This is a genomic window from Umezawaea beigongshangensis, assembly GCF_016464305.1.
Lineage (GTDB): Bacteria > Actinomycetota > Actinomycetes > Mycobacteriales > Pseudonocardiaceae > Umezawaea_A > Umezawaea_A beigongshangensis.
On sequence record NZ_JAEIOJ010000007.1, the window covers coordinates 34,164 to 56,273 of the forward strand.

Genomic DNA, 22,110 nt, shown 5'->3' on the forward strand with positions numbered 1-22,110 from the left:
GACGATGACGACTTCTCTCGACACGCTGGACCGCCTGGAGTCCGAGGCGATCCACGTCTTCCGCGAGGTGGCCGGCGAGTTCGACCGCCCGGTGATCCTCTTCTCCGGCGGCAAGGACTCCACGCTGCTGGTGCACCTGGCGATCAAGGCGTTCTGGCCCGCGCCGGTGCCGTTCCCGCTGCTGCACGTCGACACGGGCCACAACTTCGACGAGGTGATCGAGTTCCGCGACCACGTCGTCGCGCGGCACGGCCTGCGCCTGGAGGTGGCGCGCGTGCAGGACTACATCGACGACGGCAGGCTCGCCGAGCGGCCGGACGGCACGCGCAACCCGTTGCAGACGGTGCCGCTGCTCGACGCGATCACCTCGCACCGGTACGACGCCGTGTTCGGCGGCGGGCGGCGCGACGAGGAGCGGGCGCGGGCGAAGGAACGGATCTTCAGCCTGCGCAACTCCTTCGGCCAGTGGGACCCGCGCCGGCAGCGCCCGGAGCTGTGGAACCTCTACAACGGCAGGCACCGGCCGGGCGAGCACGTCCGCGTGTTCCCCCTGTCGAACTGGACCGAGCTCGACGTGTGGAACTACGTCGAGCGCGAGGGCGTCGAGCTGCCCTCGATCTACTACGCGCACCAGCGCGAGGTGTACCTGCGCGACGGGATGCTGCTCGCCGAGGGCCCGTGGGGCACCGCGCGCGACGGCGAGGTGCTCCAGCGCAGGACGGTCCGCTACCGCACGGTCGGCGACGGGTCGTGCACGGGCGCGGTGGAGTCGGACGCCTCCGACATCACGCAGGTCATCGCCGAGGTCGCCGCGTCCAGGCTCACCGAGCGGGGCGCGACGCGCGCGGACGACCGGCTGTCCGAGGCCGCCATGGAGGACCGCAAGCGGGAGGGCTACTTCTAGATGAGCGACCTGTTGAGACTCGCCACGGCGGGCAGCGTGGACGACGGCAAGTCGACGCTGGTCGGCAGGCTGCTCTACGACACCAAGTCCGTGCTGGCGGACACGCTCGACGCGGTGACCCGCGCGAGCACCGACCGCGGACTGTCCACCCCGGACCTCTCGCTGCTCGTGGACGGCCTGCGCTCGGAGCGCGAGCAGGGCATCACGATCGACGTGGCGTACCGGTACTTCGCCACGCCGAAGCGGTCCTTCGTGCTGGCCGACACCCCCGGTCACGTGCAGTACACCCGCAACACCGTCACCGGCGCGTCCACGGCGCAGCTGGCGATCCTGCTGGTGGACGCCCGCAAGGGCGTGATCGAGCAGACCCGCCGGCACGCCGCGGTGCTCGCCCTGCTAGGCGTGCCGCGCCTGGTGCTGGCGGTCAACAAGATCGACCTCGTGGGGTACGACGAGGCGGTGTTCACCCGGATCGCCGCCGAGTTCACCGAGCACGCCCTCGCCCTGGGCCACTCGCCGGACTCCGTCGTGACGATCCCCGTCTCCGCGCTGGCGGGTGACAACGTGGTGGAGAAGTCGGCCAGGACGCCCTGGTACGACGGCCCGACCCTGCTGGACCACCTGGAGCAGGTGCCGGTGGAGCCGGACCCGCACGACGCGCCGTTCCGCTTCCCGGTGCAGTACGTCATCCGGCCCCGCACGCCCGAGTTCCCCGACTACCGCGGTTACGCCGGTCTCGTGGCCTCGGGCACGGTCCGGGTGGGCGACGAGGTCCTGGTGCTGCCGTCGGGGCTGCGCACGACGGTCGAGAGGATCGACACCCGCGACGGCGAGCTGCCGGAGGCGGTGGCCGGGCAGTCGGTGACGCTGCTGCTGGCCGACGACGTGGACGTCTCGCGCGGTGACCTCGTCGCCTCCGCGGCGCTGCCGCCGCGCGTCGTGGACGAGTTCGACGCCACCGTGTGCTGGCTGGCGGAGAAGCCCCTGTCGCCGGGGGCCAGGGTGCTCGTCAAGTACGGCGCGCGCACCGTGCAGGCGATCGTGACGGAGCTGCGCGCCCGCTTCGACGAGCAGCGACTGTCCAGTGTGGACGATCCGGGATCGCTGCGCCTCAACGAGATCGGCCGGGTCGTGGTGCGCACCGCGGAGCCGGTCCCGCTGGACGACTACTCCAGCAGCAGGCGCACCGGGGCGTTCCTGGTGATCGACGCGGCGGACGGCAGCACGCTCGCCGCCGGGCTCGTGGGCGCTCCGCTGCCGGTGCTGGACGGCGTGCCGAGCTGTACGGAGGGCGGGAGCACCGCCCCCACCGGCACCTCCCCGGTCGCCGACACCGACGACCGCGCCCTCGTCTCCCCCGGCCCCTGAGCCCCGAAAGGCCCCGCCCGTGAGCACCAGACGCAGACTCCTGACCTCAGCACTCGCCGCACTCGCCGTCGTCGGTGGTCTCACCGGCTGCTCGCGGGCCGACCGGAACGAGGCCACCGCCACCGAGCAGGGTCCGGCAGCGGAGGTGCGGCTCGGCTACTTCCCCAACGTCACCCACGCCGCCGCGCTCATCGGCGTCGACAAGGGCTTCTTCGCCGGCGAACTGGGCGACACGAAGCTGACGACGCAGACGTTCAACGCCGGTCCGGACGAGGTGAACGCGCTGCTCGGCGGATCGCTCGACATCGCGTTCATCGGCTCCGGCCCGGCGATCAACGCCCACGCCAAGTCCAACGGCGAGGCGGTGCGGCTCGTCGCGGGCGCCACGTCCGGCGGCGCGCAGCTCGTCGTGGCCGACGGCATCGCCTCCCCGCAGGACCTCAGGGGCAGGACGATCACCACGCCGCAGCTCGCCAACACGCAGGACGTGGCGCTCAAGAAGTGGCTGGCCGGGCAGAACCTGGAGATCGGCAGCGGTCCCGACCAGGTCAACGTCACCAACACGGAGAACTCGCAGAGCCTCGACCTGTTCCGCAAGGGCGAGATCCAGGGCGCGTGGGCACCCGAGCCGTGGGCGTCGCGACTGGTGGTCGACGCGGGGGCGAAGGTCCTGCTGGACGAGAAGGAGCTGTGGGAGGGCGGCGCGTTCCCGACCACGGTGATCATCGTGCGCACCGCGTTCCTTCAGGAGCACCCGCAGACGGTGCAGGCCGTGCTGAGGGGCGAGGTCGCCGCGATCGACTGGGCCCTGGCCAACGAGGCCGAGGCCAAGACCGTCGTCAACTCCTCGCTGGAGAAGCTCACCGGCAAGGCGCTGGGCGAGGCCGTGCTGGACCGGGCGTTCTCCGGCATCGAGCTGACCACCGACCCGCAGGCCGGTTCGTTCCCGCAGCTCGCTCAGGACGCGGTCACCGCGAAGGTCGCCGAGTCGGCGGCCGACGTGACCGGGTTCGCCGACTTCACGCTCCTGAACGAGGTGCTCACCGCGGCGGGCCGTCCCGCGGTCGACGCCGGTGGGCTGGACCAGAAGTAGCCGAGGCAGGACACCCGAGGAAGGCAGGCCCATGACCGCCACGCTGGAGACCTCCGCCGAGAACACCGCCACCGCCGCCGTCACCCTCAGCGGTGTGCGCAAGGTGTTCGGCCACGGCCCGTCGTCCGTGCTCGCCCTGGACGGCGTCGACCTGCGGGTCGCGCCGGGCGAGTTCGTGTGCCTGCTGGGCGCGTCCGGCTGCGGCAAGAGCACCCTGCTCAACGTCGTCGCCGGGCTGGACGCGCCCACCTCGGGCGACATCGCCCTCACCACCACCCGACCCGCCGTGATGTTCCAGGAGGCCGCGCTGATGCCGTGGCTCACCGCGGTGCGCAACGTCGAGCTGCCGCTGCGGCTGGCCGGGCACAAGCGCTCGTCGCGCCGGGCGAAGGCCAACGAGCTGCTGGACCTGGTGCGGCTCGGCGACGCGGGCGGCAAGCGCCCGCACGAGCTGTCCGGTGGCATGCGGCAGCGCGTGGCGCTGGCCCGCGCGCTCGCCTCCACGCTGGGCAGCGCCGAGGACGGCACCCCCGGCCTGCTGCTGATGGACGAGCCGTTCGCGGCGCTCGACGCCATCACCCGCGACGTGCTCCAGGCGGAGCTGCTGCGGGTGTGGCGCGAGACCGACACGGCGATCCTGTTCGTCACCCACGACGTGCGCGAGGCCGTGCGCCTCGGGCAGCGCGTGGTGCTGCTGTCGTCGCGGCCCGGCCGGGTCGTGCGGGAGTGGTCCGTCGACGGTCTGACCGGCGAGGACGAGGTCGCGACGATCGAGGACGTCACGGCACGCCTGCGGGAGGTGATCAGCGGTCATGCCGCAGCCTGACGAAGCCGTCCTGGAGACCGACCGCACCGGCGACCTGGCCGCGGTCGGCGCAGGTCTGGACGCTCTCGACGCACCGCCGCAGCAGCAGCGCACCCCGCTGTGGCAGCGGTTCGTCAGCACGGCGCTGCCGCCGCTGGTCGCGTTCGCGCTGCTGATCGGCGTGTGGCAGGCGCTGTGGGCGTCGGCGATCTGGCCGGAGTTCCAGCTGCCCGCGCCGGGCGACGTCTGGGCGAAGGTGACCGAGACCGTGGCCTCCGGCGACGCCGCGGAGATCCTGTGGACGTCGGTGTCGCGCGCGGTCCTCGGGTTCCTGGCCGCCGTGGTCATCGCGACGCCGCTGGGCCTGCTGGTGGCGAAGGTCCGCGTGGTGCGGGCCGCCATCGGCTCGCTGCTGACGGGCTTGCAGAGCCTGCCGTCGGTGGCGTGGGTCCCGGCGGCGATCCTGTGGTTCGGGCTGACGCCCTCGGCGATCTACTTCGTGGTCCTGATGGGGTCCGTGCCGTCCATCGCGAACGGCCTCGTGTCGGGCATCGACCAGATCCCGCCGCTGCTGCCGCGCGTCGGTCAGGCGCTCGGCGCAGGCAAGCTCCAGGCGGCGCGGCACGTGCTGCTGCCCGCCGCGCTGCCCGGCTACCTCGCCGGGCTCAAGCAGGGCTGGGCGTTCTCCTGGCGCTCGCTGATGGCGGCGGAGATCATCGCCACGTCGCCGCAGCTCGGCCTCGGTCTGGGACAGTTCCTGCACAACGGCCAGTCGCTGAACGACATTTCGATGGTGATCGCGGCGATCTTCCTGATCCTGCTGGTCGGCATCGGCATCGAACTGCTGCTCTTCCGGCCGCTGGAGCGGGCCGTGCTGCGGGCCCGCGGTCTGACGGGCGCGCTGTGAACCACCGCGACGTCCCGCTGATCGCGGTGGCCCACGGGAGCCGCGATCCGCGCTCGGCCGCGACCGTGCGCGAACTGCTGGACGTGCTGCGCGCGCTGCGGCCCGAGCTGGACGTGCGGACCGCGTTCCTCGACCTGGCCGAACCGGCGCTGGGCGACGTGCTGCGGGCCGTGCACGCCGACGGGCACCGGCGGGCCGTGGTGGTGCCGCTGCTGCTGGGCAGCGCGTTCCACGCGCGGGTCGACGTGCCGGGCGCGGTCGCCGAGGTGCGGCGCTGGTGCCCGCAGCTCGACGTGCGCGTCGCCGACGTGCTGGGGCCCGATCCGCTGCTGGAGTCGGCCGCGCTGCGCAGGCTCGCCGAGACGGGGGCGCGCTCGGGAGACGGCTCGCTGGGCGTGGTGCTCGCGGGCGCCGGGTCGTCGCACGCACCGGCCAACGAGGCCGTGGCGGCCGTGGCGCGGCGCTGGGCCTCGCGCGCGGGCTGGGCGGGCGTGGAGCCCGCCTTCGCCTCGGTGGCGTCCCCGACCGCGCCGCAGGCCGTGGCGGCCCTGCGGGCGCGCGGCGCGGAGCGGATCGCCGTGGCGTCGTGGTTCCTGGCGCCGGGGCGGCTGCCCGACCGGATCGGGGCGCAGGTGCTCGCCGAAGCGCCGTCCGCCCTGCTGGCCGCTCCCCTGGGCGCGGACACCGAGGTGGCCGAGCTGATCGGTGTCCGGTACGCGGCCGCACTCCCGGAGAGTCTGTCGATCACGGCCTAGAGTGCCCGGCATGGCAGACGAACTGGTGCACGGCGAGGTGCGGCGTGGCGTCGCGACGATCACGCTGGACTCCCCGCACAACCGCAACGCCCTGTCCGCGCGGCTGCGCGCCGAGCTGAGCGCGCGCCTGGAGGCGGCCGTCGCCGACGACGCCGTCCGGGTGATCGTGCTGAGCCACACCGGCCGGGTGTTCTGCTCCGGCATGGACCTCAAGGAGGCCGGGGGCGCGAGCGCGGAGAAGCAGGGCGTCAACGAGTTCCCCGCGATCCTGGAGCGGATCTGGACCAGCCCGAAGCCCGTCGTGGCGCGGGTGGCCGGTCCGGCGCGCGCCGGCGGGGTGGGGATCGTGGCCGCCTGCGACGTCGCGGTGGCCGCGGAGGACGCCACGTTCGCGTTCAGCGAGGTCCGGATCGGCGTCGTGCCCGCCGTGATCTCGGCGACCGTGCTGCCCCGGCTGCTCCCCCGCGCGGCGCACGAGCTCTTCCTGACCGGCGAGACGTTCGACGGCCGCCGCGCGCTCGCCGTCGGACTGGTCAACTCCGCCGTGCCGGACGACCGGCTCGACGCCGAGGTCGCCCGGTACACCGACATGCTCGCGCTGGGCGCACCGGACGCGCTGGCCGCCACGAAGCGGATGCTCCAGCAGCCCCGCCCGGCGGCGCCGGGGGACGCGTTCGCCGAGCTGCTCGCCCTGTCCGCGCGGCACTTCGGCGGTCCGGAGGGTCAGGAGGGCATCGCCGCGTTCCTGGAGAAGCGCCCGCCGTCCTGGGTGCCTCAGGACTGAGGGCGCACCACCGTCAGCGGCCGGACGCCCAGCTCCGCCGTGCGGAGCCGAGCGTCCCGCAGCACCGACTCCACGGCGGCGGCCCCGCGCGGATCGCGCTCGGCGAGCACGCCGTCGTCGGGCCACACGAGGACGTGCTCCCCCTCCGGCAGCCACGACAGGTCGGTCAGCGCGTCGTACAGGGCGTCGAGGTTGCGCCCCGTCCAGGCGGGGAACGCCAGCGCGTCGGCGATGGCGTCGACGACGGCCCGCCTGCTGGTCAGGCCACCGGGCAGCGGGTGCGGGTGCGCGCCGCGAGCGGCGGCGCGGCGCACCGCGTCGTCGGTGCTCACCGTTCGACGTCCACGACGACGAACGAGTCGTAGTGGTCGGCGGTGTAGTAGACCTCGTCCTCGGAGCCGATCACGAGCCGGCGAGCGCCGCGGTCCGGGCTTCCCGGCGTGGGCACGGTGAACTCGGCGTAGTGCCCCCGCGACGTGACGGGCAGGATCTCCTCGCGGTTCTGGAAGGGCGCCCCGTCGTGGCCGGGGTGCGGGAACGGCCCGCCGCGCTCGATCAGCTCCCACGTCTGCGCCACCTGCTCGGGCAGCTCGGACATCGGCCGCACCGGCAGGCCGGACGACGCGCCGGGGACGGCCCGCTCAGCGGGCGAGCTGGCGGCCGGAGCACCGGTGGGCGGCGGAGCGGTCTGCCCGCCGACGTCGCGGGCGAACCAGCCGACCACCACCAGGACGATCAGGCCGACGAGGGTGACGGTGAGCCGTCGTGCGGGGGTCACGCGGTCAGCCTACGAAGTGCGGGAACGCCTGGCCTCTCCGAGGTCCTCCGGGAGTGCTCCGACGGGAGGTTCGGCGGCGTCGTCGGAGGTCACCTCGGAGGTGCCCCAGTCCACGGCGCGGTCGATGAGCCAGGCGACGCTGCGGCACAGCGGCAGCAGCACGACCATCACCATCGGGAACTGGAGCGCGAAGGGCAGCTGGGTGAGCCACAGCTCGACGCCGTCCCACCACTGCGCGATTGCGTCCGGCACGGGTCGAGACTAGCCCGGGTGACGTCCCTCACTGCGGCGCGCACGTCCCCCGGGTAGGTTGCGGTGCATGTTCGCCGTCTACGCAGCCGAGCCGAGCCCGCAGGACCCCCTGGCCTCGCTGAGGTCGGGTGAGCGTCCCGACCCGGAGGTGCCGGACGGCTGGGTGCGGGTGGCGGTCCGCGCGGCGAGCGTGAACCTGCACGACCTGTGGACGCTGCGCGGCGTCGGCATCAAGCCGGAGCGGTTCCCGATGGTCCTGGGCTGCGACGGCGCCGGTGTCCTGGACGACGGCACCGAGGTCGTGCTGCACTCCGTCATCGGCGACCCGACCTGGTTCGGGGACGAGACGCTCGACCCGAAGCGCACGCTGCTGACCGAGAAGCACCAGGGCACGTTCGCCGACTGGGCCGTCGTGCCCGCGCGCAACGCCCTGCCCAAGCCCGCCGCCCTGTCCTTCGCCGAGGCGGCGGTCATGGGCACGGCGTGGCTCACCGCCTACCGGATGCTGTTCGTGAAGTCGGGGCTGCGGCCGGGGCAGACGATGCTGGTGCAGGGCGCGTCGGGCGGCGTGTCCACGGCGCTGGTGCAGCTCGGGCGCGCGGCGGGGTTCCGGGTGTGGGTGACCGGGCGCAGCGAGGAGAAGCGCGCGCTGGCCGAGCGGCTGGGCGCGCACGCGACGTTCGAGTCGGGCGCGCGGCTGCCGGAGCGGGTCGACGCGGTGTTCGAGACGGTCGGCGGGGCCACCTGGTCGCACTCGATGAAGGCGCTCAAGCCGGGCGGGATCGTGGTGGTCTCCGGCGCGACGAGCGGTGACGCGACGGCGGCCGAGCTCCAGCGGCTGTTCTTCCTCCAGCTCCGCGTGGTCGGCTCGACCATGGGCACGCGTCAGGAGCTGGCGGACCTGCTGGAGTTCTGCGTCCTGCACGACATCCGGCCCCAGATCGGCGCGGAGCTCCCCCTCGAACAGGCCGAGCACGGGCTGCGCTCGCTGCTCGACGGGGAGACCGCCGGGAAGATCGTCCTGACGCGCTGAGGACCGATCAGGCCGAGCGCAGGAGGTCGAGGATCACCTCGGGGTCCTGCGCCCCGGCCACGCCGCGGTTGCCGACGACGAACGTCGGCACCGAGCGCACGCCGAGTGCGACGCCGAGCGCCAGCTCCTCGCGCAGGCGCTGCCCCAGCGCCTCGTCGTCGAGCGCCTGCGCGGCGCCGACGACACCGACCTCGGCCGCCAGCTCCTCCAGCACCGCGCGGTCGCCGACGTGCCGGTTCTCCACGAAGTTGGCGTGGAAGAGACGCTCCTGCACCTGGCCCTGGAGTCCCTGGCCGGACGCGAAGGCCACGAGCTTGTGCGCGTCGAAGGTGTTGGCGCGCAGGGTTCCCGCCAGCGCGTAGTCCAGGCCCACCGAGGCCGCGACACCGCCGACGTGGGCGTGCATCTCGGCCACGCGCTCGGCTCCGCCGAACCTCTCGGCCAGCGCTTCGCTCATCAGCGCGCCGTCGTTCGGGGTGGAGGCGTCGAGCTGGTACGGGCGCCAGCGCACCTCGACCGGGTCGCCGTCCCACTTCTCCAGCGCCAGTTCCATCTTCCGCTTGCCGATGTAGCACCAGGGGCACACGACGTCGGACCACACATCCAGTTGCACGCAGACCACCAACACGTCGCCGTGCCGATTTGTTCCCCCGCGCGGCGGGTCTAGAGCGAGCGCGCCCAGCTCTCCACGACGCCCGCGAGGACCGTCATGGGCAGCGGACCGCCGCCGAGCAGCAGGTCGTGGAAGCCGCGCAGGTCGAACCGCTCCCCCGCGATCTCCGCGGCCAGGGCGCGCAGCCGCTGGATCTCCGCCCGCCCCACCGTGTAGGACAACGCCTGCGCGGGGTCTTCGACGTACCGGTCGGTCTCGGACTGGATCTCCACCTCCGACATGACCGTGTTCTCCCGCAGGTGGTCCACGACCTGCTGACGGGTCCAGCCGAACGCGTGCAGTCCGGTGTCGACCACCAACCGGGCCGCGCGCATCGAGTCCTCGGCGAGCATCCCCAGCCGGGCGAGGTCGTCGCTGAACAACCCCATCTCGTCGGCGAGCCGCTCGGCGTACAGCGCCCAGCCCTCGGTGTAGGCGTTGACCAGGGCGAAGCGGCGCAGGAGCGGCAGGTGGCCGAGCTCTTGGGCGATCGTGAGCTGGAAGTGGTGGCCGGGAACGGCCTCGTGGAACGCGACCGACTCGGCGATGAAGCGGTCGCGGCCACGCACCTCGTGGGTGTTGGTGAAGTAGGTGCCCGGCCGCGAGCCGTCCAGGGTCGGTTCGGCGTAGTAGGCGCCGGCGGTGTTGGGCGCCTCGGCCTCCGGCACCGGCTCGACGACGCAGCGGCTGCGGGGCAGCCGGCCGAACCAGTTCGGCGCCTCCCGCTCGGCGCGCTCGATCGTGGCCCGCGCGGCGTCGAGCATCTCCTGAGCGCTGGTCCACTTCATGGCCGGGTCGGTGCGCAACCGCTGGCGCACCTCCGCCGCGGTGCCGGGACCGAAGACGCGCGCCCCGATCTCCTCGTACTCCCGGTCCAGCGCCGCGGTCAGCTCCAGGCCGGTGCGGTGCAGCTCCTCCGGCGTGCGGTCGGTCGTGGTGTGCACCCGCACCAGGGCGGCGTAGCGGTCGGGGCCGCCGGGCAGCCAGGACAGGCCGGGGTGGTCGGCGTCGCGCCCGTGCGGGGCGATGTCGGTGCGCAGCACGTCCCGGTAGCGCGCGAACGCGGGGCGCACGACGTCGGCGAGCAGCGCGTCGCGCTCCTCGGCCAGGTCGGCGTCGAGTTCGGGGATGCGCAGCGGGTCGGCGTCCGGGTCGGCGAGGTACCGGTCGACGAGCGCCGCCCCCTCCTCCACCAGGTGCGCGAGCGGGAACCTGCCCTCCCGCACGGCGGCGAGGTGGCGCTGCGCGGCCTGCTCCAGGTAGCGGGGGATCGCGGCGAGCCGGACGAGGAGGTCGCGCTGCGCCTGCTCGTGCACCGGGCGGATCAGCGCCACGTGCGACAGCAGCGAGCCGACCGGCGACGCGAAGCCGTAGGCCACGGCGTGGTCGAGCGTGGCGGCGTCGAGGGTGTCGATCAGCGAGCGCGCCTGCTGCACGGCGACCGCGCGGGTCACCTCGTCCTCGTCGGACTCCGCGGTGGCGGCCGGAGCGCGGCGCACGACGTCCTCCGCTCGGGCCCGCAGCGCGGCGGACGCCTCCGCGCTCAGGTCCCGCAACCGGTCGTCCCGGCCGGGGATGCCGAGCAGCGTCGCGAACAGCGGCTCGTGGTCGAGCAGCAGTTCCCAGGTCTCGTCGGCGAGCTCGCGCACCGTGGTCACAGAACAGTTCTACGTGGGTGCGCCCCTCAGGGCCACCGAGTTGACGGCGTGCCGCGCCTGCTCGTGCAGCCGCCGCACGATCTCCGCAGCCGGGGCCGCCTCGGCGAGCGGGTACGTCTGGCCCGCCCACAGCGACATCAGCTCGGGGTCGCCGGTGGCGCGCAGCGGCTTGGTGAGGTGGTGCACGTCCGGGTAGGCGGCCGGCGCGTGCGGCGTGTTCTCCGTCAGGAACCGGTTGGCCAGGCCGCGTGCGGGCCGCCCGCTGAACGCCCTGGTGAGGGCGGTGTGCGTGCCGCCCTGCGCGAGAGCGGCCCGGTGCGCCTGCGCGGTGCCGGCCTCGGGGCAGGCGAGGAACGCGGTGCCGAGCTGCGCGGCGACGGCGCCCGCGACGAGGACCGCGGCGACGTCGGCGCCGTGCACGAGGCCACCGGTCGCGATCAGCGGGAGGTCCACGGCCGCGGAGACGAGCCGCAGCGCGGCGAGCGTCCCGTACAGCTCGCCGCCGCCCGGCGACACGCCGTCGTCGACGAACGTGCCGCGGTGACCGCCGGCCTCGCAGCCCTGCACGCACAGCACGTCCGCGCCGATCCGCTCGGCCTGCCGCGCCTCCGCGGGCGTGGTGACGGTGACGACCACCGTCGCCCCGGCGGCGTGCAACCGCTCCACGTCGGCGTGGTCGGGCGCGCCGAAGGTGAACGACACGACCGGGACGCGCAGCGCCAGCACCAGTTCCAGCTTCGCCGAGTAGTGGTCGTCGTCCCAGCGCGGCTCACCGGGCTCGACACCGGCTACGGCGGCCGCTCGCGCGACCCGGCGACGGTGCTCGGTCAGGTCTGCCGACGAGCGCGAACCGGGCACGAAGAGGTTCACGCCGAAGGGCCGGTCGGTGAGCTCGGCCGTGCGGGTGATCTGGGCCGCCAGCGCTTCGACGGACAGGTAGCCGGCGGCCAGGAACCCCAGCCCTCCGGCGCGGCCGACCTCGGCCACCAGTTCGGGTGTGGACACCCCTCCCGCCATCGGAGCCGCGATCACGGGGACGTCGAGTCGGTCCAGCATGGGCACAACCTAGTTCTACTCGCACCGCAGTGGCGCAACGCCTTCGAGGTCGGGTGCGTTGCGCCACCGCGGACGGGTGACCAGGCGGTGTTCCGGGAGTCCGTGTCCGGCACCAGCCGCGCCGGGGCGCTCCTGGCGGCACGGGCCCCCGAAACGCGTTCTAGGGCAGCGTGTCGAGGTGGGCGCCCACGGTGTTGGCGAACGCCCAGTTGTTGGAGGCGTCCCAGTTGATCGACCACGTCATCGCGCCGCGGATGCCGGGGTAGGTGGTGGAGGGCGTGAAGCTGCCGCAGTTCACGCCCCTGGCGAGGCAGTCGAGGGCGGCGTTGACGTTCGCCGGGGACTGGTGGCCGCCACCGGCGCCCGAGGGCGACGCGGGCAGGCCGAGCCCGACCTGGTCGGGCCGCAGCCCGCCCTGGATCTGGATGCAGGCCAGCGCGGTGAGGAAGTCCACCGAGCCCTGGCTGTGGACCTTGCCGTCGCAGCCGAGCATCGAGCCGGAGTTGTAGTACTGCATGTTGACGATCGTCAGGATGTCCTTGACGGCCAGCGCGAGCTGGAAGTAGCCGCCCTGCGTGGACTGCATGTCGATCGTCTGCGGGGCCATCGTGATGACCTTGCCGCCCGCCGCGTGGATCGCACGCAGCGCCGAGGCCATGTGGGTGGCGTTGATGCCGTTCTCCAGGTCGATGTCGACGCCGTCGAAGCCGTACTGCGCGATCAGCGCGGAGACGCTGGCCGCGAAGTTGTTCGACGCGGTGGCGTCGGCGACGGTGATCGTGCCCTTCTCACCGCCGACGGAGAGGATCACCTTCTGGCCGCGGCTCTGCAGCGTCTTCACGTCCGCCCTGAACTGCGCGTCGGTGTAGCCGCCGACCTGGGAGGACAGGCCGGGGTCGAGGGTGAAGGTCACCGCGCCGGGCGTGCCGGGGACGGCGTCGGCGAAGGACACGGCCACGATGTCGTAGGACGCGGGGACGTCGGCCAGCCGGAGCGCCCTGGCCCCGTTGTAGAAGTTCTGCCAGTACCCGGTGAGCACGTGCTTCGGCAGGTTCGTCGCGGGCGGCCGGGTGGTCGTCGTGGTGGTCGTGGTCGTGGTGGTCGTGGTCGTGGTGGTCGTCGGCTTCGTGGTCGTGGTCGTGGTGGTCGTCGGCGGGGTGCCGGGACCGTCGAGGCTCACGTCGTCGGCGAAGTACGCGGGCTGGCCGTACCAGCCGTGCAGGTGGATCGTCACCGAGGTGGACGAGCCGCTGGTGAAGTTCACCACGAGCTGCTGCCACGCGGTCGCGCTGGGCGTCCACGTGCCGACCTCGCCGGTGCTCGTGCCCGTCGCGCCCAGGTGGACGTACGAGCCCTGGACCCACGCGCTCAGCGCGTAGGCCGTGTTCGGCCGCACGGTGACGGTCTGCGAGCACCGCGCGTTGTCCTGACCGGCGGGGACGCCGGTCAGCGCCTTGCTCCCCGAGCGCGCGGGGCTGGTCACCACGCTCGCGGCGGAACACGTCCAGCCGCTGGTGCTCCCCGACTCGAAGCCGGGGTTCGCCAGCAGGTTCGCCGCGGATGCGCTGCTGGACATCGCCAGCACCAGCCCGGTGCACGCCAGCACACCGGACAGCAGGGCGCCCAGTGCTCGTCTCGTCCTCGTCGCCACGTCAACCTCCACGATCAAGCGGCCGTGCGCCCACGTGGCAGGGGTGACGTGGGCCACTTCGAAAAATGGACTAGACCACTGCTCGTGTCAAGGGCGGAGCACCGCGTTGGGCCGTCCGCCCCAGCGTCTGCTGCGCCAAGAGTGGTAAAGGGTTTCATTTTTGCGAAAGAGGAGAAATCACTCTGGTGGAGGAATGAATCCCAGCGGTCAACTCGACGTAGCAGGGGTTGGCGCAGCGAACTTCCCGGAGGCTCTCATGACGTTCACGCTCGCCGATGCCGTCAACATCGCCCGCAAGGCCCACGAGGGACAGGTCGACAAGGCCGGTCAGCCCTACGTGGACCACCCGCTCAGAGTGATGGCGAGCCTGGAGGGCGCCGGACTCGCCGAGCAGATGGCCGCCGTGCTGCACGACGTCGTCGAGGACACCACCGTGACCCTGGCGGAGCTGGAGCAGATGGGCTGCCCGTCGCTGGTGCTCAACGCCGTCTCGGCACTGACCCACTGGCCCGACGAGCCGCAGGCGACCTACTACGCGAAGGTCGCGTCGAACCCCGTCGCCCTCGTGGTCAAGCGCGCCGACATCGCCGACAACCTGTCCCCCGACCGCGCGTCGCTGCTCGACCCCACCACGCGCGAGCGGTTGCGCGAGAAGTACGAGACCGCGCTCCGCCTGCTGGAGTACTACGAGAACGGCTGATCGACTCGGCTGTGATCCAGATCCTGCAACGCAGATCACCTGCTCAACGGTTCTGAATCGCTCCAGAAGAGAGCACAATGGGTGGTGTCGGCGCGACCGCGTTGACACCAGCGGAGAGCAGAGGACGGCAATGAGTCGCCGCACCACGGCAGTCGAGTTCGTGCGCAACTACCTGGAGGCCCGCCGGGCGATCCGCCGGGATCGCCTGAACCTGGAGCGGGAGCTGGCCAGCTACGACACGCCTTCCGCCCGTCTCGACCTGGACGCGATCCTCGCCCGCCACACGGACGAGGACACCAGGGAGATCCAGGCGATCCTGAACCGTCAGGACGTCAACCGGATCACGACGCGCGTGGGCTGACGCCCGCGCCGGACGACAGCACGCAGCAGGACCGTTCAGCGCTGAACGAGTCCCCGTGCTCCCCCACCACAGAGGCCACCCCGACCGGGGTGGCCTTCCGCGTCTCCCGCTCCGCTACTTGGACTTCTTGCCCTTGTCGGAGCCCTCGTCGGTCGACAGGGCAGCCACGAACGCCTCCTGGGGGACCTCGACGCGGCCCACCATCTTCATCCGCTTCTTGCCCTCCTTCTGCTTCTCCAGCAGCTTGCGCTTGCGGGTGATGTCACCGCCGTAGCACTTGGCGAGCACGTCCTTGCGGATCGCGCGGATCGTCTCGCGGGCGATGACCCGCGCGCCCACGGCCGCCTGGATCGGCACCTCGAACTGCTGGCGGGGGATCAGCTCGCGCAGCTTCGACGCCATCCTCGTGCCGTAGCCGTAGGCGGAGTCCTTGTGCACGATCGCGCTGAACGCGTCGACCGGCTCGCCCTGGAGCAGGATGTCGACCTTGACGAGCTCCGCGTCCTGCTCGCCCGACTCCTCGTAGTCCAGCGACGCGTAGCCGCGGGTGCGGGACTTCAGCGCGTCGAAGAAGTCGAAGATGATCTCGCCGAGCGGCATCGTGTAGCGCAGCTCGACGCGGTCCTCGGACAGGTAGTCCATACCGCCGAGCTGTCCGCGCTTGCTCTGGCACAGCTCCATGATCGCGCCGATGTAGTCGCTCGGCGCGATGACGGTGCACTTCGTGACGGGCTCGTAGACCTCGGCGCGCTTGCCGTCCGGCCAGTCCGACGGGTTGGTCACGACGTGCTCGGTGCCGTCCTCCATGACCACGCGGTAGACCACGTTGGGCGCGGTGGAGATCAGGTCGAGCCCGAACTCGCGCTCCAGCCGGTCACGGGTGATCTCCAGGTGCAGCAGGCCGAGGAAGCCGCAGCGGAAGCCGAAGCCGAGCGCGGCGGAGGTCTCCGGCTCGTAGGTGAGCGCCGCGTCGTTGAGCTGGAGCTTGTCCAGCGCCTCGCGCAGGACCGGGTAGTCCGAGCCGTCCACCGGGTACAGGCCGGAGTAGACCATCGGCCGCGGCTCGCGGTACCCGGCCAGCGCCTCGGTCGCGCCCTTGCGCTCGGAGGTGACGGTGTCGCCGACCTTCGACTGGCGGACGTCCTTCACGCCGGTGATCAGGTAGCCGACCTCGCCGACGCCGAGCCCGGAGCTGGGCTTCGGCTCCGGGGAGATGATGCCCACCTCCAGCAGCTCGTGGGTGGCGCCGGTGGACATCATCTTGATCCGCTCGCGCGGGGTGATCTTGCCGTCGACCACGCGGATGTAGGTGACGACGCCGCGGTAGGTGTCGTACACCGAGTCGAAGATCATCGCGCGGGCGGGGGCGTCGGCGTCGCCGACCGGGGCCGGGGTCTTGCGCACGACCTCGTCCAGCAGCTCCCGGACGCCGACACCGGTCTTGGCGGAGACGCGCAGCACCTCGTCGGGCTCGCAGCCGATGATGTGCGCCAGCTCGGCGGCGTACTTGTCCGGGTCGGCCGCCGGCAGGTCGATCTTGTTGAGGACCGGGATGACCGTGAGGTCCTTCTCCAGCGCCAGGTAGAGGTTCGCCAGCGTCTGCGCCTCGATGCCCTGCGCCGCGTCGACCAGCAGGATCGCGCCCTCGCACGCCTCCAGGGCGCGGGAGACCTCGTAGGTGAAGTCGACGTGCCCCGGCGTGTCGATCATGTGCAGGACGTGCTCGGTCCCGTCGAGCTGCCACGGCAGGCGCACGTTCTGCGCCTTGATGGTGATGCCGCGCTCTCGTTCGATGTCCATGCGGTCGAGGTACTGCGCGCGCATCGCCCGCTCCTCGACGACGCCGGTGAGCTGCAACATCCGGTCGGCCAGGGTCGACTTGCCGTGGTCGATGTGCGCGATGATGCAGAAGTTCCGGATCAGCTCCGGCGGCGTGAACGTCTTGTCGGCGAACGTGCTCACTCAAAAGTCCTCTGGCATGCGGACGGGGGTCACCTCAATGGTCCCACGACCAGCGGAGTGCTCCACACCCAATAGGGTGCGGACGTGCGGAACAACGGTGATGACGCCCGCCCGGCGCGGGGCGCGGTGCGCGAGGTCCACTCCGCGGCGAGGGCCGCGACGCTGGAGTACTCCCCCGATCTGGACGGATCGGCGGACCCCGGGGAGATCGTCTGGGCGTGGGTGCCCTACGAGGAGGACCCCGAGCGCGGCAAGGACCGGCCGCTGCTCGTCGTGGGACGGCACCGCTCCGCGCTGCTCGCCCTGATGCTGTCGAGCAAGGAGCCCGAGGACCACGAGGCCGAGGACTGGGTGGACGTGGGCACCGGCCGGTGGGACCGCGACGGCCGTCGCTCGCACGTGCGGCTGGACCGCGTGTTCGAACTGGCCGAGGACGGCCTGCGTCGCGAGGGCTCGGTGCTGGAGCCGGAGCGCTTCGGCCTGGTCGTCGACGCCCTGCGCGGCCGGCACGGCTGGCGCTGACGCTCCGGGCGGTCGGTGGCCGCTCGGGTCACCGGCCAGCGGGTCGGCGGACCAGGTGCCGGTAGAAGCTGGCGCACGCGTCGCCCTCGTCGGCGAGACGGTCGATCACCTCGTACCGGCCGCGCTCGTAGACCCCGACCTCCCAGCCCGGTCCCCCCGGACGCAGGAAGTAGAAGTCCGGCGGCACGGGCACCTGCTCGTGCACGCCCTCGACCACGTAGAGCCGGTCGGCCACCCCCGCCGCGCGCAGGGCGCCCACGACGGAGCGGCGATCCATCAGTCGATTCTGTCGAGGTATCCGTTGTCGATCAACCACGCCACGTTCAGGTAGCCGTCTCCGGGCAGCAGCGAGCGGTCGAGCTTGATCTGCGTGCCACCGCCGGGCTGGGCGAACCACGCGGCGATCGGCCCCTCCCAGACGTCGAACGACCTCGTCACCCGGTACAGGTGGTAGTTGCAGGGGTACGCGGGGTCGAACGTCGTCAGGTTCTGCGGCGGCAGCGCACGCTCCGGGTAGAGGTCGCCGCTCGGGGCGAGGAACGTGCCGCCCTCACCGCCGAACCGGTCGAGCTCGTCCCCCGCCTCCAGCTCCTCGACCTGCTTGACCGGGTGGCCGGAGGCGTCGAGGCGGAAGCCGTCCTGCGGCGGGTAGATCCAGCTCCCCGCCCCGGAGTTCGCCGCGGGGTCCCAGTAGCGGTCGAGGAAGTCCTCGGCGCTGAGGCCACCGGTGCGCAGGTAGGTGACGAGCAGCGGACCCACCGGCCGCTGCGCCGGCCCCGGCAGGTCCTCGGGTCCGAGCCTCGGGTCGCCGTCGTGGGCCCCGCTGCACAGCTCCACCGCGACGGCGGTGGGTGCCGACACCCCGAACAGGGTGACGAGGGCGGTGACGAGGACGAGCAGGAATCGTCTGCTGGTGCGCACTGGTTCCTCCTCCGGGAACGACGACGCCCCATCGTCTTCCCGCCGACGGCGCTTCAGCGGGCGCGCCGGGGAGGTCCACCGGAACGTGCGCGCACTCCACCCGAGCGGGCGCGGGCGAACCCGCGCCGTGATCAGGACCTCGCGTCGGCGCGGAGCGGGTGGGCGTCGAGCGCCCGGACGAACACGAGGCGCGGTCCGTCCGGATCGGCGACCCGCACCTCCTACAGCCCCGAGGGCCCGACGCGCACCACAGCCACCCGCCCCGGCCTAGGATCGCCACGTGGAACCGACCTTCTTCGCCACCCCCGACGAGTTCCGCGCGTGGCTGGAGCAGCACCACGCCACGGAGTCCGAGCTGCACGTGGGGTTCTACAAGAAGGGTTCGGGCAGGCCGAGCACCACCTGGGCCGAGTCCGTGGACCAGGCGCTGTGCTTCGGCTGGATCGACGGCGTGACCCGCCGGCTCGACGACGAGAGCTACACGATCCGCTTCACGCCCCGCAGGCCGCGCAGCCACTGGAGCAACGTCAACATCGCGCGGATGGGCGAGCTGATCGAGCGCGGGCTCGCGCGTCCCGCCGGGATCGCGGCGTTCGAGGCGCGTACCGCCGAGCGGTCCGGGCAGGCGTCGTTCGAGCAGGAGACGGTGGAGTTCGCCGCGGAGCACCGCGCCGAGTTCGAGGCGCACGCAGACGCGTGGGCGTGGTTCTGCGCGCAGCCGCCCGGCTACCGCAAGACGGCCACGTGGTGGGTGATCAGCGCGAAGCGCGAGGAGACCCGGCGCACGCGCCTGGCGACTCTGATCCGCGACTCGGCCGATGGGCTGAAGATCGCGTCGCAGCGCCGCTCCTGACACCAGGATGGCCGGATGCGCCTGGCTCTCGCCACCCCCGGCTCCCGCGTGCTCGTCGCGATCAGCTCCGAGACGACGGGGAGGAGCCTGGCCGCGGCGCTGCGCGTGCAGAGCAGGGCGCGTCGGGTGGACGTGCGGGACCCCTCCGCCGACGACCTGCTCCACCCGGTGGACGGCGTGCTGTTCGCCTGCGTCAGCACCACCGGCCGCGTCACCGGGCGGCTCGTCGACCGGCTGGTGAACGAGGTCCCGGCGCAGGCGGTGGTCCTCTTCGCGGACACCCCCGAGCCGCTGGACGTGACGGTGCGCGAGTCCGGCCGCCCGGTGTTCGTCGCCTGGTCGGTCAACACCGGGCACCAGCTCGCGCGCGAGCTGGTGCGGCTGCTGACCAACGGCTCCGGCGTGTGGGACGGCGGCTGGACACCGGCGGGCCTGGTGCACGCGGTCCGCGCCGGGATCGAGGTGCGGACCCGGCAGCAGGCGGGCGGGGGGTCGCTGTTCCTGGCCCCGAACGTGGGGCAGCGGTCAGCCGGTCTCGAGTTCGCGATGGCCGTGGAGCGGACGGCGGACCTCGGCACCGCGGTCGAGCACCTGGCCGCGCTGCGCCGGGGAGAGCGCACCCTGCTCGTCGCGGTGCTCGGGAACGGCGAGGTCGTGGTCGCCGACGCCCACGACGACGAACCCGTGGCGCGGGCGACGGGGCTCGGAGTGCGGACGGTGGAGGTCGCCGACGAGGAGCTGCTGCTCGTCGGGGACGAGCTCTGGTGGCGCTGGAACCTGACCGACGAGCCGGAGCGGATGTCCGGCCGGTTCGTCCCCCGCTTCCACCAGGAAGAGCGCTTCGACGCCGGGTCGAGCACCGTCACGGCGTCCGGTGAGCGCCCGATCGTCCGGTTCCACGGCGTGGACGAGCGCAGGATCACCGCCGAGGGCGGGCGGACCGACCTCGTGGCGTCCGCGGGAGACCTGCTGATCAGCGGGGGCGGCACGGCAGCGCTGACGCTGTGGGACGTGCCCACCGGAGACCTGGTGCAGCGGCTCGCCGGGCACGAGACGGGACTCGTCGCGCTGGACGTGCTCGTGCGCGAGGGCGGCACCGAGTGGTGGTTCGTCTCGGCCAGCCGGGGTGGCAGCGTGTGCGTGTGGGACCCGGAGTCCGGCGCGCTGGTCAAGCGGGTCAACGGCCGGACGCCCACCAGCGCGCTGACCTGCTTCACCGGTGCCGACGGCAGGCCGCGCGTCGCCACGGCGGGATCGACCGGCGTCGTGCGGGTCTGGGACCCCGGACTCGTGGCGGTCAGCCGCACGGGATCGGTGACCACCCGCGGCTTCGGCGACCGGGTCGCCACCGCGGACCTGCTGGGCCGGGGCGCGTACACGGCCGCGCTGGTCGACGCGCTGCGCGCAGCGCCGCACGACGACGACAGCGGGCCCACGGTCATCTCCGTGGAGGGCGCGTGGGGCTCGGGCAAGAGCTCGCTGCTGGAGTTCGTGAAGAGGGGACTCGTCCCCGCGCCGCTGACGCCGGTCCGCGAGCCCCGGTTCACCGTGCGACAGGCGCACCGCGCGCTGCGCGCGGGGCGGAGCGGGCCGCCACCGGAGCAGCGCGAGCCGGAGGACGCCGGACCGGCTCCCGTCACGTCGCTGGTGGCGACGTTCAACCCCTGGCAGCACCAGTCCAGCGAGCAGGTGTGGGCCGGGCTGGCGCGGACGCTCGTCCACACCGTCGAGACGGCCCTCTTCGCGGACCGCAACGCCCGCGACCGGTACTGGTTCACCCGCAACGCCGCCAGGATCGACCACGAGCGCACGACGCGCGAGCTGATCAAGCGGATCCGCTCGCCGTTCCTCGCGGTGGCCGCGCTCGGCCTGGGACTGTCGGTGCTCGGGCAGCTCACCAGGGTGCCGCTGCACCCGGCGTGGCTGATCGGGATCGCGACGGCGCCGCTGGCCGCGGGGCTGGTGCACACCGCGTGGCGGTACCTGGCCGTGCGGGCGTCGGTGTTCCTGCCGGGCGAGCTGTTCTCCGGCCCGGTGCGCAGCAGGTCGTTCGCCACCGGTGGCTCCGGCGCCGATCCCGTCGTGCGGGACCCCTACTACAACGCGCGGTCCGGCTACCTGTACCTCGTGCAGCACGACGTGGCCGAGATCCTCCGCGACCTGCGGCGGCGGCACGTCGAACTGGTGGTCGTGGTGGACGACCTGGACCGGTGCACGCCGAAGACCACGGCCGAGGTGTTCGAGGCGATCAACGTGTTCCTGTCGGGAGAGCTGCCCCGCACGCGGTTCGTCCTGGGACTCGACCCGGTGGTCGTCGCCTCGCACGTCGACCACGCGTACCGCGAGCTGGCCGACGCCGGGGTCGTGGCGCACCCGGACGACCCGAGCCCCGGCTGGACGTTCCTGCGCAAGCTCGTGCAGCTCCCGGTGCGGCTGCCCGCCACCGGACCGGACGACGTGAACCGCGTGCTCACCGCGCAGCTCGGGCCCGTGCACGACGACGCGGGGCCGCTGACCACCCCCGCTCCCGAGCCGCGTCCTGGCACCGCGTCCGGCACGGCGCAGGCTCCACCCGAGGCGGTGCCCGCCGTGGAGACGGTCCCGTCGCCGACGCCTCCCGCGCCCGAGCTGGTCACGGCGGCCGTGGTGGCGATCGAACGGCACCCGCGCGTGCGGGAGCACCTGCACCGCAGACTCGCCGCGCAGTCGGAGCACTCGGTGCGCGAGGAGAAGCGCCTGGTGACGCTGTGGCAGTTCTACCTGCGCGTGCTCGCGGTGCGGGACGAGGACGCCCTGGTCGAACAGGGGTGCCACCTCGTCGCGCTGGCCGAGATCGTCACCCGCTGGCCCGCCTACCAGCAGCGGCTGCACGCGCGGTACGACGGCGAACGCGGGCTCGCGGTCCTCGTCGGAGCGGTCGGCGACGACGTGGCGTGGAGCAGGGCGCTGGCGAAGCTGGGGCTCACCCGCGCCGACGAGCGCGCCGCGGCGAACCTGCGGGCGCTCCTGCTCGACTGCGACGCGCACGCGGTGGCCCTCCTGGCCGACCGGCTGCTGTAGTCCGTCGGGGTCCCGTTCCCGCCGACAGTTGCCCC

The 22,110-nt window shown here is 72.9% G+C and carries 23 protein-coding genes; 13 read left to right on the forward strand and 10 right to left on the reverse strand.

Going from position 1 to position 22,110, the window contains the following annotated elements:
- Positions 1-4 precede the first annotated feature (4 nt).
- From cysD to IMZ35_RS18165, 7 genes are read left to right on the forward strand one after another with little or no spacing between them, the layout of a single operon-like run.
- Positions 5-904 (forward strand): sulfate adenylyltransferase subunit CysD, encoded by a 900-nt coding sequence (gene cysD, locus IMZ35_RS18135; protein WP_199442308.1) that lies wholly within the window; start codon positions 5-7, stop codon positions 902-904.
- Positions 905-2,272 carry a sulfate adenylyltransferase subunit 1 gene (locus IMZ35_RS18140; protein WP_199442309.1) on the forward strand — a complete coding sequence of 456 codons (1,368 nt, stop codon included), beginning with the start codon at positions 905-907 and terminating at the stop codon, positions 2,270-2,272.
- Positions 2,273-2,291: 19 nt separating this feature from the next.
- Entirely contained in the window at positions 2,292-3,365 is a 1,074-nt protein-coding gene (locus IMZ35_RS18145) for an ABC transporter substrate-binding protein (RefSeq protein ID WP_199442310.1), read from the forward strand.
- 31 nt (positions 3,366-3,396) lie between these two features.
- The gene (locus IMZ35_RS18150) at positions 3,397-4,191 is read left to right on the forward strand and encodes an ABC transporter ATP-binding protein (protein ID WP_199442311.1); all 795 of its coding nucleotides are present in this window, start codon (positions 3,397-3,399) and stop codon (positions 4,189-4,191) included.
- Complete coding sequence (locus IMZ35_RS18155; RefSeq protein ID WP_199442312.1) at positions 4,178-5,077, forward strand: ABC transporter permease; 900 nt, start codon at positions 4,178-4,180, stop codon at positions 5,075-5,077. Before IMZ35_RS18150 ends, IMZ35_RS18155 begins: the two co-directional genes overlap by 14 nt.
- Positions 5,074-5,832 (forward strand): sirohydrochlorin chelatase, encoded by a 759-nt coding sequence (locus IMZ35_RS18160; RefSeq protein ID WP_307868334.1) that lies wholly within the window; start codon positions 5,074-5,076, stop codon positions 5,830-5,832. Before IMZ35_RS18155 ends, IMZ35_RS18160 begins: the two co-directional genes overlap by 4 nt.
- 10 nt (positions 5,833-5,842) lie before the next feature.
- Positions 5,843-6,616 (forward strand): enoyl-CoA hydratase-related protein, encoded by a 774-nt coding sequence (locus IMZ35_RS18165; RefSeq protein WP_199442313.1) that lies wholly within the window; start codon positions 5,843-5,845, stop codon positions 6,614-6,616.
- Here IMZ35_RS18165 and IMZ35_RS18170 read toward each other — a convergent pair.
- Genes IMZ35_RS18170 through IMZ35_RS18180 form a run of 3 tightly spaced genes read right to left on the reverse strand, consistent with a single transcriptional unit; the run spans position 6,607 to position 7,646 of the window.
- Positions 6,607-6,948: a barstar family protein gene (locus tag IMZ35_RS18170; protein ID WP_199442314.1), complete on the reverse strand. Its 342-nt coding sequence runs from the start codon at positions 6,946-6,948 to the stop codon at positions 6,607-6,609. The two genes, IMZ35_RS18165 and IMZ35_RS18170, sit on opposite strands and share 10 nt — an antisense overlap.
- On the reverse strand, positions 6,945-7,394 hold the full coding sequence (locus IMZ35_RS18175; protein ID WP_199442315.1) for a guanyl-specific ribonuclease: 450 nt from the start codon (positions 7,392-7,394) through the stop codon (positions 6,945-6,947). Before IMZ35_RS18175 ends, IMZ35_RS18170 begins: the two co-directional genes overlap by 4 nt.
- A gap of 9 nt (positions 7,395-7,403) precedes the next feature.
- Positions 7,404-7,646, reverse strand: coding sequence for a hypothetical protein (locus IMZ35_RS18180; protein ID WP_199442316.1), 243 nt, complete (start codon positions 7,644-7,646; stop codon positions 7,404-7,406).
- Positions 7,647-7,713: 67 nt separating this feature from the next.
- Between IMZ35_RS18180 and IMZ35_RS18185 the strand changes: the two genes are divergently transcribed.
- The gene (locus tag IMZ35_RS18185; RefSeq protein ID WP_199442317.1) at positions 7,714-8,679 is read left to right on the forward strand and encodes a quinone oxidoreductase family protein; all 966 of its coding nucleotides are present in this window, start codon (positions 7,714-7,716) and stop codon (positions 8,677-8,679) included.
- Positions 8,680-8,686: 7 nt separating this feature from the next.
- Here IMZ35_RS18185 and IMZ35_RS18190 read toward each other — a convergent pair whose 3' ends face one another.
- The 4 genes from IMZ35_RS18190 to IMZ35_RS18205 all read right to left on the reverse strand — a co-directional run bounded on the left by IMZ35_RS18190 (position 8,687) and on the right by IMZ35_RS18205 (position 13,696).
- On the reverse strand, positions 8,687-9,292 hold the full coding sequence (locus IMZ35_RS18190) for a DsbA family oxidoreductase (RefSeq protein WP_199442318.1): 606 nt from the start codon (positions 9,290-9,292) through the stop codon (positions 8,687-8,689).
- Positions 9,293-9,342: 50 nt separating this feature from the next.
- The gene (locus IMZ35_RS18195) at positions 9,343-10,989 is read right to left on the reverse strand and encodes a DUF885 domain-containing protein (RefSeq protein WP_199442319.1); all 1,647 of its coding nucleotides are present in this window, start codon (positions 10,987-10,989) and stop codon (positions 9,343-9,345) included.
- 9 nt (positions 10,990-10,998) lie between these two features.
- Positions 10,999-12,045 carry an NAD(P)H-dependent flavin oxidoreductase gene (locus tag IMZ35_RS18200; protein WP_199442320.1) on the reverse strand — a complete coding sequence of 349 codons (1,047 nt, stop codon included), beginning with the start codon at positions 12,043-12,045 and terminating at the stop codon, positions 10,999-11,001.
- A gap of 160 nt (positions 12,046-12,205) precedes the next feature.
- Positions 12,206-13,696 carry a chitinase gene (locus IMZ35_RS18205; RefSeq protein WP_307868337.1) on the reverse strand — a complete coding sequence of 497 codons (1,491 nt, stop codon included), beginning with the start codon at positions 13,694-13,696 and terminating at the stop codon, positions 12,206-12,208.
- 256 nt (positions 13,697-13,952) lie between these two features.
- Here IMZ35_RS18205 and IMZ35_RS18210 point away from each other — a divergent pair, with 256 nt between their 5' ends.
- A complete protein-coding gene (locus tag IMZ35_RS18210) occupies positions 13,953-14,396 on the forward strand; it encodes an HD domain-containing protein (protein WP_199442321.1) in 444 nt (147 codons plus the stop codon).
- Between the two features lie 130 nt (positions 14,397-14,526).
- Positions 14,527-14,757 (forward strand): hypothetical protein, encoded by a 231-nt coding sequence (locus IMZ35_RS18215; RefSeq protein WP_199442322.1) that lies wholly within the window; start codon positions 14,527-14,529, stop codon positions 14,755-14,757.
- A gap of 114 nt (positions 14,758-14,871) precedes the next feature.
- On the opposite strand, the gene lepA is transcribed toward IMZ35_RS18215, so the two are convergent.
- The gene (lepA, locus tag IMZ35_RS18220) at positions 14,872-16,719 is read right to left on the reverse strand and encodes a translation elongation factor 4 (protein WP_199442323.1); all 1,848 of its coding nucleotides are present in this window, start codon (positions 16,717-16,719) and stop codon (positions 14,872-14,874) included.
- Positions 16,720-16,803: 84 nt separating this feature from the next.
- Between lepA and IMZ35_RS18225 the strand changes: the two genes are divergently transcribed.
- Positions 16,804-17,241 carry a type II toxin-antitoxin system PemK/MazF family toxin gene (locus tag IMZ35_RS18225; protein WP_199442324.1) on the forward strand — a complete coding sequence of 146 codons (438 nt, stop codon included), beginning with the start codon at positions 16,804-16,806 and terminating at the stop codon, positions 17,239-17,241.
- Between the two features lie 28 nt (positions 17,242-17,269).
- Here the strand turns inward: IMZ35_RS18225 and IMZ35_RS18230 are convergent, their stop codons facing one another.
- Positions 17,270-17,518, reverse strand: a complete 249-nt coding sequence (locus tag IMZ35_RS18230) for a hypothetical protein (protein WP_199442325.1) — start codon at positions 17,516-17,518, stop codon at positions 17,270-17,272.
- Positions 17,518-18,162 carry a TNT domain-containing protein gene (locus IMZ35_RS31785; RefSeq protein ID WP_199442326.1) on the reverse strand — a complete coding sequence of 215 codons (645 nt, stop codon included), beginning with the start codon at positions 18,160-18,162 and terminating at the stop codon, positions 17,518-17,520. The genes IMZ35_RS18230 and IMZ35_RS31785 overlap by 1 nt, the downstream gene beginning before the upstream one ends.
- 280 nt (positions 18,163-18,442) lie before the next feature.
- Here IMZ35_RS31785 and IMZ35_RS18240 point away from each other — a divergent pair, with 280 nt between their 5' ends.
- Entirely contained in the window at positions 18,443-19,015 is a 573-nt protein-coding gene (locus IMZ35_RS18240) for a YdeI/OmpD-associated family protein (RefSeq protein WP_199442327.1), read from the forward strand.
- 15 nt (positions 19,016-19,030) lie between these two features.
- The gene (locus IMZ35_RS18245) at positions 19,031-22,075 is read left to right on the forward strand and encodes a P-loop NTPase fold protein (protein WP_199442328.1); all 3,045 of its coding nucleotides are present in this window, start codon (positions 19,031-19,033) and stop codon (positions 22,073-22,075) included.
- Positions 22,076-22,110: the final 35 nt, after the last annotated feature.